The following is a 13530-nucleotide window of genomic DNA, read 5'->3' as shown; positions in this document are numbered from 1 at the left end:
GAACTGGCCGGCAGCGAGCAGATGGTCGGCCTGTTGATCAACACCTTGCCGCTGCGCCTGCGTCTGCACGCGGGCGAACCGCTGCACGCGCTGCTGCGGCGTTTGCAGCAGCAACAGTCGGCGCTGCTCGAACACAGCCACCTCGGCCTGAGCGAGATCCAGCGTCTGGCCGGTCTGGGCGAATTGTTCGACACCTTGATGGTGTACGAGAGCTACCCCGTCGACGAAGCCAGCCTGAAGGCGCAGTCGCAGCAACTGCAGGTGGATTTCCACAGCCACCACGGCGGCGACACCTCGCATTATCCCTTGGGCTTGTCGGCCGTACCCGGCGAGCGCATCCGCCTGGGCTTCAGCTACCGCACCGACGTGTACACGCCCGCGCAGGTCCAACGCCTGATCGACAGCTACACCCGCATCCTGGAAGCCTTCGCCGAACAGCCGCAGCGTTCGCTGGCCGAACTCGACGTGCTGCCCGCGCAAGAGCGCCAGCGCGTCCTGCACGACTGGAACGCGCGCACCCTGCCGGTGCCCGCGCTGGATCTGGCCAGCGTGCTCGAACAGCAGGCCGAACGCAGCCCCGACGCCACCGCGCTGATCTTCGCCGAGCACAAACTCAGCTACGCGCAACTGCACGACCGCGCGCAACGCCTCGCCGCCGTGCTGCGCGCACGCGGCGTCCGCGCCGAGGACCGGATCGCGGTGGCGCTGCCGCGCTCGCCCGAACTGGTGGTCGCACTGCTCGGCGTGCTCAAGGCCGGCGCGGTGTATCTGCCGCTGGACGTGGACTATCCGCCCGAACGTCTGGCCTACATGCTCGACGATGCGCGCCCGGCGTTGACGATCACCCGCCAGGGCGCGATGCGCGAAGTACCGGACAATGCCCTGCTGCTCGACGACCCCGCCGTGGGCGAAGCGCTCGACAACGCAGCAGTGGCCGCAGACGCGGCCTTGCGCCCGGACTTGCAGCTGGATCACCCGGCCTACGTCATCTACACCTCCGGCTCCACCGGCAAGCCCAAGGGCGTGGTGGTCAGCCATCGCCAGATCGTGCATTCCAACGCGGCGCGCCTGGATTACTACGGCGACAACGGCGGCGCCGACAGCATGCTGCTGTTGCCGTCGGTCGCCTTCGACGCCTCGCTCGGCACGATCCTGCACACCCTGAGCAACGGCGGCGCGCTGGTGCTGCCGGCACCGGGACAGGAACGCGACCCTGCGGCGCTGGCCGAACTGGTGGCCGCGCACGAGGTGCGCGCCTGGCTCAGCGGCCCCGCGTTGTACCGCGCCACCCTGGAACAAGCGCAGGGCCGCTTGGACTCGCTCACGCGGGTGGTGCTCGGCGGCGAGGCGATCCCGCCGGCGCTGTTGCAGCAACACCTCGCGCACGGCCCGGCCGATTGCGCGCTTTACAACGAATACGGCCCCACCGAAGCCAGCGTCTGGGCGAGCGCGGCGCGGCTGCAACCGCAGCAGTGGTCCGATGCCGAACAAATCGCCAGCGAACTGGCCTGCATCGGCGCGCCGATCGCCAACACCCGCGCCTACGTGCTGAACCCGCAATTGCAGCCGCAGCCGGTCGGCATCGCCGGTGAGCTGTACCTCGCCGGCGCCGGTCTGGCGCGCGGCTATCTCGGCCGCGCCGCGCTCACCGCCGAGCGCTTCGTCGCCGATCCGTTCGTTCCCGGGCAACGTATGTACCGCAGCGGCGACCTGGTGCGTTGGCGCGAGGACGGCCAGCTGGAATACCTGGGCCGCGACGACGGCCAGGTCAAACTGCGCGGTTTCCGCATCGAACTGGGCGAAATCGAAGCCGCCATCGCCGCCGCGGGCTGTCCGCACAACGCGGTCGCGGTACGCGAGGACCGTCCGGGCCAGCGCCAGTTGGTCGCCTATCTGGTCGACAGTGCGCCGGATATCGAAGCCTTGCGCCGGCGATTGGCCGCCAGCTTGCCCGAGCACATGGTGCCGGCCGCCTACGTCGCTCTCGACGCGCTGCCGCTGACCCCCAACGGCAAGCTCGATCGTCAGGCCCTGCCCGCACCGGAAGCGAGCAAGGACATCCGCCTGCCGCGCAACGCGCTGGAACAGTCGTTGTGCGACTTGTTCGCCGGCGTGCTCGGCCTGGACCGGGTCGGCATCGACGACAGCTTCTTCGCTCTCGGCGGCGACAGCATCAGTTCGATCCAGTTGGTCGGACGCGCGCGCCAGGCCGGTCTGCGTTTCAGCGCCCGCGACGTGTTCCAACACCCGTCGGTGCAGGCGTTGGCCCGTATCGCCGGCACCAGCGCGCCCGCCGACAGCCTGCCGCAGCAAGCGCCGACCGGCGCGCTGCCGGCCACGCCGATCATGCAATGGCTGCTGGAACGCGAAGGCCCGTATCAGCACTTCGCCCAAGCAATGCTGCTTCAAGTGCCGGCGCTGCGGCACGAGCCCTTGCTGGCCGCGCTGCAAGACTTGCTAGAACACCACCACGCACTGCGTATGCGTCTGCGCGACGGCACGCCCGAAATCGCCGCCAGCGGCAGCGTGCGCGCAGCCGATTGCCTGCAAACGGTGCCGCTGCACGGCCTTTCGGCCGAAGCGCGCGAACAGCTGATGCAGGAACACATGCGTGCGGCCCAGCAACGCTTGTCGCCGGCCGAAGGACGCATGCTGCAGGCGGTATGGTTCGACCACGGCGATCAGTCGCGCCTGTTCCTCGCCCTGCACCACCTGGTCGTCGACGGCGTGTCCTGGCGCATCCTGGTGCCGGATCTGCAAGCGGCGTGGGAAGCCCGCGCCGCCGGCATCACACCGGAACTCGCGCCGGTGCCGACCTCCTTCCGCCACTGGGCCCTGGCCCTGCCCGCGGCCGCCGCCGCGCGTTCGGACGAATTGCCGTTCTGGCAGGCGATGCAGGCCGGCGAAGACCCGTCGTTGACGCCGCGTCCGCTCGACCCCGCGTGCGACACCCTCGCCACCCAGCGCAACCTGTCGCTGCGGCTGGAACCTGAAGTCACCCGCGTATTGCTGACCCGCGCGCCCGAACGCATCCGCGGCCGCATCAACGACGTGCTGCTGTCGGCGTTCGCGCTGGCTCTGGCCGCGTGGCGCCGTCGCCAAGGTCTGGGCGATGTCGATCAGGTCCGCTTCGATCTGGAAGGCCACGGCCGCGAAGTGTTGCGCGGCGATGCCGGCGACGGCATCGATCTCAGCCGCACGGTCGGCTGGTTCACCAGCCAGTTCCCGCTGCAATTGTCGCTGGCCGGCATCGACCAGACCGCCGCATGGCGCGGCGGCGCCGCGCTCGATGCCGCGCTCAAATCGGTCAAGGAACAGTTGCGCGCCTTGCCCGACAACGGCATCGGCTACGGCCTGTTGCGTTACCTCGACACCGACGGCCGCGCCGCGCTCGGCGGCAAAGCCGCCGCGCAGATCGGCTTCAACTACCTCGGCCGCTTCGCCGTCAGCGAACAAGGCCAGGCCGATGCGGCCTGGACCCAGGCCGAGGCGGCCATCCCCGGCGCCGGCGAAGACGAAGTGCTGGTGCACGCGCTGTCGCTCAACGCCACCACCGAAGACCGCCGCGAAGGTCCGGTGCTGTGCGCCAACTGGAGCTGGGCCGGCGAGTTGTTCGAACCGCGCGCCATCGACGAACTCGCACAACTGTGGTTCGACGCGCTGCGCCAGATCGCGCGCTGCGCCGCCCAGGACGAACGCCTGCTGTTCACGCCTTCGGACCTGCCGCTGATCGCGCTCGACCAGCAACGGATCGAGGCCATCGAAGCGACCCAGCCGCCGCTGGCCGACATCCTGCCGCTGTCGCCGCTGCAGCACGGCCTGCTGTTCCACGCGCTGTACGACGAAGACGCGCCCGACGCGTATCTGGTCCAGCAGGTGTTTCGTTTCCAGGGCAAGCTCGACGCCGCGGCGATGCGGACCGCCGCCGACCGCCTGCTCGAACGCCATGCCAACCTGCGCGCGGCCTTTATCCACGACGGCCGCGCCAGCACCGTGCAGGTGATCGCGCGGGTGGTCAAAGCGCCGTGGCGTTTCGTCGAGACCGACGACGCCGGCCTGCACACGCTGTTGCTGCTGGACAAGCAGCAGCGCTTCGAGCCCTCGCAGGCGCCGCAGGTGCGTTTCACCTTGGTCCGCACTGAGGAGGATCTGCACTATCTGGTGTTCACCAGCCACCACATCCTGCTCGACGGCTGGTCGATGCCGATCGTGCTGCGCGAGTTGCTGGCGCTGTACCACGCCCGCGGCAGCGACGCCGGCTTGCCGCCGGCGCCGGCCTATCGCGACTACCTGGCCTGGATCGACGCGCAGGATCGCGAAACCGCGCGCACGGCGTGGCGCCAGGAACTGGCCGATCTGGATGAGCCGACGCTGCTGGCGCCGCAGGCCTCGGCCGAACCGTTCATGCCGCGCACCTACGAGCATCGGTTCTCGCCCGAGCTGACCCTGGCGCTCAACGCCCAGGCGCGCCGCCACGGCCTGACCTTGAACACCTTGCTGCAAGCGGCCTGGGGCCTGCTGCTGGCCCAGGCCACCGGCCGCCAGGACGTGGTGTTCGGCATCACCGTGTCCGGCCGCCCGCCCGAAGTCGCGGGCGTGGAGCGCATGGTCGGTCTGCTGATCAACACCTTGCCGCTGCGGCTGCGGATCGAACCGGCGCAAACGCTGAAGGCCTGGTTGAACGATCTGCAAGCACGTCAGGCACGGCTGCTCAACGAGCAGTTCCTGGAGCTGCCGCAGATCCTGCGCGACAGCGAGCACACCGCGCTGTTCGACACCTTGATGGTGTACGAGAACTACCCGTTCGATCCCAACGACCGCCGCGCCCTGGAAGCCGACAGCGAACTGCGCATCAGCATGGCCGAAGGCCATGGCGGCGACCTGTCGCACTACCCGCTCAGCCTGTCGCTGCTGCCGGGCGAGCGTTTGCAGCTGGATTTCAGCTACCGGCCGGACGTGTTCTCGGTCGCCGACCTGCAGGAACACATTCGCCGCTACACCCGCTTGCTCGACATCCTCGCCGGCGATCTCGACTTGCCGGTCGGCCGCCTGGATCTGTTCGACCACGGCGAGCGCGCAACCCTGCTGCAAAGCGGCAGCGCCGAACTGCATCCGCTGCCGCGCGCCGGCCTGCACGATCTGTTCGCCCAATCCGTGGCGCTGACGCCGCAGGCCATCGCCCTGGTCTGCTCAGGCCAGCAACTGGATTTCGCCGAACTCGACGCCCGCGCCAACCGCCTCGCGCACGTGCTGATCGCCCGCGGCGTCGGCGCCGAGGATCGGGTCGCGCTGGCGCTGCTGCGCACGCCCGAGATGATCGTGGCGCTGTTGGCGGTGCTCAAGGCCGGGGCCGCGTATCTGCCGTTGGATATCGAACAGCCGCCCGAGCGCCTGCGCGAAATTCTCGACGACGCCGGTCCGGTGGTGGTGATCGGCAGCGACGCCGGCACCCGTTCGCTGATCCAATCCGGCCGCGGCGAGGACTGGCCGCTGCTGATGCTCGACAGCGCCGACACCCGCGAGCGTCTGGCCGCCGCGCCGACCCACGCGCCCAGCGATGGCGAGCGTCGCCTGTCGTGGTCGCCGCTGCACCCGGCCTATGTGATCTACACCTCCGGCTCGACCGGCAAGCCCAAGGGCGTGGTGGTCGCGCACGGCTCGCTGGCCAATCTCTACCACCACCACAAGCACGCCTTGATCGACCGCGAGGCCGCCCACGCCGAGGGCGCGCGCATGCGCTTCGCCCTGACCGCGTCGATGGTGTTCGACACCTCGCTCGACGCGCTGCTGTGGCTGGTCGCCGGCCACGAGCTGCACCTAATCGACGAACAAGTGCGCAAGGACACCCAGTGGCTGGTCGACTACGTGGTCGAACACGGCATCACCGGGATGGACATCACCCCGTCGCTGTTCGAACTGCTGTTGCAGGACGGCCTGCTGGAACGTCGCGACAGCCGTCTGAGCTGCGTGATGCTCGGCGGCGAAGCGGTCAGCGAGCACCATTGGCGCGCGCTCGCCGAATCGCCCAAGGCCCGCGGCTACAACCTGTACGGCCCGACCGAATGCACGGTCGACGCCTGCTTCGCCAGCATCGACCCGGGCAGCCGCCCGGCGATCGGCGCGCCGGTCTGGAACAGCCGCGCCTATGTGCTGGATGCGCGCCTGCAACCGGTGCCCGTCGGCGTGGCCGGCGAGTTGTATCTGGCCGGCGCGTTCCTGGCCCGCGGTTACTTGAACCGCCCGGGTCTGAACGCCGAGCGCTTCGTCGCCGATCCGTTCGCCCACGGCGAACGCATGTACCGCAGCGGCGATCTGGCCCGCTGGCGCGACGACGGCCAGCTCGAATACCTGGGCCGCAGCGACAATCAGGTCAAGATCCGCGGCCATCGCATCGAGCTGGGCGAGATCGAAGCCCGCATCACCCAGGCCGGCTACAGCCGCAACGCGGTGCTGGTGCGCGACGACCAACCCGGCCGCAAGCTACTGGTCGCCTATGTCGCCCTCGCCGAGTCCGCCGACGCCGACCTGGACGCGCTGCGCCGCGAACTGGCCGCGCAACTGCCCGACTACATGGTCCCGGCCGCGTTCGTGCGGCTGGCGCAGTTGCCGCTCAACATCAGCGGCAAGCTCGACCGCAAGGCGCTGCCGGCGCCGGACTTCGCCTCCGCCAGCGTGCGGGCGCCGCGCGATGCCAAGGAGCTGTTGTTCTGCACCCTGGTCGCCGAAGTGCTGGGCCTGGAACGGGTCGGTATCGACGACAACTTCTTCACCCTCGGCGGCGACAGCATCAGTTCGATCCAGCTGGTCAGCCGCGCGCGCAAGCAAGGCCTGGTGATCAGTGCGCGCGATGTGTTCCGTCAGCAGACCGTGGAAGTGCTGGCGGCGGTGGCTACGCCGTTGCCGCGGCTTGAGGTCGCGCCGCTTGAGGCGCCGACCGGCTCGCTGCCGGCCACGCCGATCATGCATTGGCTGTTGGATCAGCCCGAGCTGGCGCAATCGTTCAACCAGTCGATGACCGTGGCCTTGGCCGATGCATCCAGCGAGGTGCTGACCCAGGCCTTGCAGGACTTGCTCGACCATCATCATGCGCTGCGCCTGCGCGTGGACGCAGGCCGGCAACTGCACATCGCCGCGCAAGGCGCGGTCCGCGCGCAGGACTGCCTGCGCCATGTCTCGCTCACCGGGCTCGACCACGACGCCCGCCAACAGGCGATCGAGCAAGCGCAGCGAGCCGCCCGCGAAAGCCTCGCGCCGGACCAGGGCCGGATGTTGCAGGCGGTCTGCTTCGACGACGGCAACGACGCGCAACTGCTGCTGACGATCCATCACCTGGCCGTGGACGGCGTGTCCTGGCGGATCCTGTTGCCGGATCTGCAGACCGCGTGGGAAGCGCGCAAGCGCGGCCTCGCCCCGCGCCTGGAAAACGCCGCGACCTCGCTGCGCCACTGGGCCCTGCAATTGCCGGCGATCGCCAGCGCCCGCCGCGGCGAACTGCCGTTGTGGCAGTCGATGTTCGCCGGCAGCGACCCGACGCTGGGCGAGCGACCGCTGGATCCGCAACGCGATATCGGCGCGACTCAGCGCACCCTGACCCTGCGTCTGGACTCGCAGACCACCCAGCAACTGCTGACCGTGGCCCCGACCCAGATCCACGGCCGCATCAACGACGTACTGCTGACCGCGTTCGCGCTGGCGCTGATCGATTGGCGCCGGCAACAGCAAGGCCTGCTGCATTCGGCCCTGCGCTTCGACCTGGAAGGCCACGGCCGCGAGGCGATCGTCGAAGGCGCCGACCTGTCCCACACGGTGGGCTGGTTCACCAGCGAATTCCCGCTGCAGATCGACTTGGCCGGGCTGGACCTGGACGAGGCGATGCGCGGCGGCCCCGCGCTCGAACACGCGCTCAAGCGGGTCAAGGAACAACTGCGGCGTTTGCCCGACAACGGTATCGGCTACAGCCTGCTGCGTTATCTCGACGAGCACGGCCGCGACGCGCTCGCCGACAAACCTTCGCGCCAGATCGGCTTCAACTACCTGGGCCGACTCAACGCGGCCGACGACATCGATGCCGCCAACGACGATCCGCGCGCGGATGCGCCGCACGGCGCGGAAGCGACCTGGCCGCTGTGGCATGCGCTCGGCCTGGACGCGGTGACCATGGATCACCCGTCCGGCCCGATGTTGCACGCCACCTGGAACTGGGCCGGCGAACTGTTCGATACCGACGCGATCCAGGCGCTGGCGCAGCGCTGGTTCGAACTGCTGCGCTGCATCGCCGAACGCGCCGGCCACGCCAAGCCCGGCCTGACCCCGTCGGATCTGCCGCTGGTCAAGCTCGATCAAACCCAGATCGATGCGATCGAAGCCGGCCAGCCGGCGCTGGCCGAGATCCTGCCGCTGTCGCCGTTGCAGCACGGCCTGCTGTTCCACGCCGTCTACGACCAGGACACGCTGGACGCCTATCTGGTCCAGGAGGTGTACCAGTTCGACGGCGCGCTCGATCCGGACCTGCTGCAGCTGGCGGCCGATCGCTTGTTGGAGCGGCACGCCAACCTGCGCGCTTCGTTCCTGCATCAAGGCCTGTCCGAAGCGGTGCAGGTAATCCCGCTCAAGCCGAAGGCGCCGTGGCGTTTCGTCGACAGCGACGAAGCCGGCGTGCCCGAGTTGTTGCGCCAGGACCAGCAGCGCTTCGATCCCGCGCAAGGTCCGCTGCTGCGTTTCCTGTTGGTGCGCACCGCGCCGGATCGCCACTTCCTCGCCTTCACCAGCCACCACATCCTGCTCGACGGCTGGTCCTCGCCGATGGTGATGAAGGAACTGCTGAGCCTGTACCACGCACGCGGCGGCCGTTCGGTGCTGCCGTACGTGACGCCGTATCGCGACTACCTGGCCTGGATCGCGGCGCAGGACCGGCAAGCCGCGCGCGACACCTGGCGGCGCGAACTGGCCGATCTGGACGGGCCGACCCTGCTGGCGCCGCAGGCCTCGGCCGAAGCGGTGATGCCGCACACCCATCCGCACGATTTCTCGCGCGAGCTGACCCAGGCCCTGACCGCGCAGGCGCGCCGTCACGGCCTGACCATCAACACCTTGCTGCAAGCCGCCTGGGGCCTGCTGCTGGCGCAGACCACCGGCCGCCAGGACATCGTATTCGGCATCACCGTGTCCGGCCGGCCGCCGGAATTGCCCGGCGTGGAGCGCATGGCCGGCCTGCTGATCAACACCTTGCCGCTGCGCTTGCCGCTGGATCCCGCGCAATCGCTGGGCGATTGGCTGGCGGCGCTGCAGGACCGGCAGGGGCAGCTGTTGGATGCGCAGCATCTGGGCCTGAGCCAGATCCTGCTCGACAGCGGCCACACCCAGTTGTTCGACAGCCTGATGGTGTTCGAGAACTATCTGATGGACGCCGACGATCAGCGTCTGTCGGATGCCGACGGCCAATTGCGCATCGCCCTGGTCGACGGCTACGGCGGCGACAAGTCGCATTACCCGCTGACCTTGCTGTCGATGCCGGGCGAATGGGTGCGCCTGAACTTCAGTTACCGCCCGGACGTGTTCGCCAAGGCCGACATCCAGCGCTTCGCCCGACGCTATCAGGCGATCCTGGAACAACTGGCCGGCGATCTGAGCGTGCGCGTCGGGCAGCTGGATTTGCTTGAGCAAGGCGAACACGCCCAGCTCGAAGTCTGGAACGGCACCGAGCACCCGGTGCCGACGCAAAGCGTGGCCGCGTGCTTCGAGCAGCAAGTGCGCGCCACACCGGACGCGCTGGCGTTGATCGCCGGCGATCTCAAGCTCAGCTACGCCGAACTCGACCGCCGCGCCGACGCGCTGGCGCAGCGCTTGCGGGCGCGCGGAGTCGCCGCGGAACAAGGCGTGGCGCTGCTGCTGCGGCGTTCGCCGGAACTGGTGATCGCCACCCTGGCGGTGCTCAAGGCCGGCGCCTACTACGTGCCGTTGCATGAGCAATATCCGGACGAACGCCTGGCGCTGTTGCTGGCGGAAACCAACGCGGTGCTGCTGATCGCCGACGCCAGCCTGGACGACCGCAACCTGGACGCCGCGAATCTGGCGCCGTCGCAGGTGCTGCGCATCGACCGGCCCGACGACGACGCGGCGATGGGCGCGAGCAACGATGCGCCCTTGCCTGCCGCACAACCGCGCCAACTGGCCTACGTCATGTTCACCTCCGGCTCCACCGGCCGGCCCAAGGGCGTGGCGGTGGAACAGGCCGACATCGTCGCCTTCGCCCGCGACCGCCGTTTCGCCAAGGATCACGAAGTGGTGCTGCTGCATTCGCCGCACGCCTTCGATGCGTCCACTTACGAGCTGTGGGTGCCGCTGCTCAACGGCGGTTGCGTGGTCGTGTGCACGGGCGATTCCGGCGACGGCCGGCAGATGCAACGGCTGGTGGCCGAACACGGCGTGCGCAGCCTGTGGCTGACCGCGGGCCTGTTCCACGAATACGTCGAGGCCATCCCTGAGCTGTTCGCGCCCTTGGTGCAAGTCTGGGCCGGCGGCGACGTGCTCTCCGCCGACGCGATCCGCCGCCTGCAAGCGCGTTATCCGGCACTGCGCATCGTCAACGGCTACGGTCCGACCGAAACCACCACCTTCGCCCTCACCTGCGCTGTGCCCGCGCTCGCTGCGCAAACCGCGAACGTGCCGATCGGCGCGCCGCTGGACAATATGCGCGTCTACGTCCTCGACGGCGCGCTGCGGCCGGTGCCGCCCGGCGTGCCCGGCGAGCTGTATATCGCCGGCGCCGGTCTGGCCCGCGGTTACCTCGGGCGGCCTTCGTTCACCGCCGAGCGCTTCGTCGCCAATCCCTACGCGCCGGCGCAGCATCGCGGCGAACGCATGTACCGCAGCGGCGACCTGGTGCGTTGGCGCGAGGACGGCCAGATCGAGTTCATCGGCCGCAGCGACCAGCAGGTCAAACTGCGCGGGTTCCGCATCGAACCGGGCGAAATCGAGAACGTGCTGCAGAACCACGCGGCGGTGGCGCAAGCGGTGGTGCAGGTGCGCGAGGACACGCCGGGCCACAAGCAATTGGTCGGCTATGTGGTGCTCAAGCAAGGCGGCGGCCAGCGCGACACCGCGCAGGAGACGCGTCAGGTCGACGAATGGGAGTCGCTGTATCAGGAGCTGTACGACCAAGACGCGGTCGACGACGCCGCGCCGGAGTTCGGCGAGGACTTCCGCGGCTGGAACAGCAGCTACACCCAGGCGCCGATTCCGCTGGAACAGATGCGCGAATGGCGCGCGGCGACGGTACAGCGGATCCTCGCGCTGCGTCCGCGTCGGGTCCTGGAAATCGGTGTCGGCAGCGGCCTGATCCTGGCGCCGGTGGCGCCGCAGGTGGAGGCGTATCACGGCACCGACCTGTCGCGGGCCACGGTCGAACGCCTGCAACGGCAAATCGCCCAGCGGCCGGAGCTGGCCGACAAAGTGCTGCTGCACGCCCTGCCCGCCCACCGCAGCCGCGACATCGCGCAGGTGCTGCCGGTGGGCGGCGGTTACGACGCGATCGTGATCAACTCGGTGCTGCAGTACTTCCCCAGCAGCGATTACCTGTTCGATGTGATCGAACAGGCGATGCAGTTGCTGGCGCCGGGCGGCGCGCTGTACCTGGGCGACGTGCGCAACCTGCAACTGCTGCGCAGCTTCGTCAACGCGGTGCAGCTGCATCAGGCCGAGGCCGAAGTCGATAGCACCACCCTGCAACGCCGGATCGATCAGACCTTGCTGACCGAGAAGGAGCTGCTGCTGGCGCCGGAGTTCTTCAGCCAGTTGCCGCAACGGATCGCAAGCATCGCCGCGGTCGATATCCAGACCAAGCGCAGCCGCTACGACAACGAACTCAGCCGCCATCGCTATGAAGTGGTGTTGCGCAAGCACGGCCCCGAGGTGCGTTCGGCAGCGGCGTTGCCGGCGCTGGCGTGGTCTCCGGCCTTGCTCGAACCCGGCGCGCTTGCGGCGCGTCTGGCCGAGCGTCCCGCGGGGCTGCGCGTGGTCGATCTGCCGCATCCGCTATTGCAGCCCGAACTGGATGCGCTGCAGCAGTTGCAGACCGGCCGGCGCATCGCCGAGGTGCGCACGCGCCTGCTGGCGGCGCGAGTCGATGAGCTGCCGCCGGCCGAACTGCTGCATGCCCAGGGCGAAGCCTTGGGTTGGCAGGTCGCGGTGACCTGGTCGGATTTCGAACGCGGCCTGGAACTGCTGTTGCTGCCCAAGGCCGACGCGGACACGGTGTGGACCGATATCCATCGGCCGGCCCATCCACGCGACTTCGACGCCTGCGCCAACAGCCCGGGCAGCTTCGATCGCTTGACCGAGCTGCGTCAGTACGCGGAAAAGCATCTGCCCGACTACATGCAGCCGCTGCTGGTGCCGCTGCCGACGCTGCCGCTGACCGCCAACGGCAAACTCGACCGCAAGGCCCTGCCCGCGCCGGAGTTCACCTCCAGCCATCGGCGCGCGGCGACCACGCCGCAACAGCAGGCCTTGTGCGAACTGTTCGCCGAAGTGCTGGAGCTGAACGAGGTCGGCATCGACGACGACTTCTTCGAACTCGGCGGCCACTCGCTGCTGGCCACGCGTCTGGTCGGCCGCATTCGCCACACCCTGGGCGTGGAAGTCTCCACCCGCATGCTGTTCGAGGCGCCCAACATCGCGGCCCTGTCCGAACGCATGGCCGAACCGCTGCAGGCTTTGTCCTCGCTGCAAGCGGTGGTGCCGATCCGCGCCCAAGGCAGCCTGCCGCCGCTGTTCTGTCTGCCGCCGGGCGGCGGACTGGGCTGGTGGTATCGCGGCCTGACCCGCTATCTGGACCCGCAGCGCCCGATCTACGCGCTGCAAAGCGCCAGCCTGATCGACCCGTCGGCGTCGCTGTCGGCGAGCGTGCAAGCCGATGTCGAGACCTATCTGGCGCAGATCCGCGCGATCCAGCCCGAAGGCCCGTACCACCTGCTCGGCTATTCCTACGGCGGCGCCACCGCGCTGGAACTGGCAGTGCGTCTGCAGCAGGCGGGCGAGCAAGTCGGCCGGCTGGTGATCCTGGACTCGTGCATCCGCACCTCGATGCCGGGCTTCGATCCGGACACCGCACCGCGCGGGGATTACCGCGCCAGCATCCTGCAAGGCTTCCTGGAGAACATCGCCGGCTGCGATATCGGCGACTACGATCCCGCATCGCTGGACTTCCACAAGGCCGCCGAACTGCTCAAGTACAGCATCTTCTCCGGCTTCGACGCCGGCTTGCTGGAGCGCTTCGTCGCCACCCAGAACAACGATTCGGACCTGCTCAACGACTACCGCCCCAGCGCCCGCTTCGACGGCGCCGCGGTGTACTTCATCGCCACCCAGGACAGCCAGGGCGAGGCTTACGTGCTGGAGCCGGCCAGCTTCAAGCACAACATCAGCGGCGAGCTGCACACCCACGACATCGATTGCCGCCACGATCAGCTGACCCATCCGCAACACCTGGCCCGGATCGGACGCACCTTGGCGCAGGACTATCGCCTATGA

The 13530-nt window shown here is 68.9% G+C and carries 1 protein-coding gene (running past one end of the window); it reads left to right on the top strand.

Going from position 1 to position 13530, the window contains the following annotated elements:
• A protein-coding gene (locus V7787_RS06325) for a non-ribosomal peptide synthase/polyketide synthase (protein WP_336086615.1) crosses the window boundary here: on the top strand, positions 1 to 13530 show its 3' portion. It extends 8631 nt beyond the left edge of the window; 13530 of the gene's 22161 nt are visible here — the last part of the coding sequence; the start codon falls outside the window, past its left edge; the stop codon is at positions 13528 to 13530.

The sequence above is a fragment of the Pseudomonas sp. CGJS7 genome (assembly GCF_036961695.1).
This window is presented reverse-complemented; position numbering and strand designations above follow the sequence as displayed.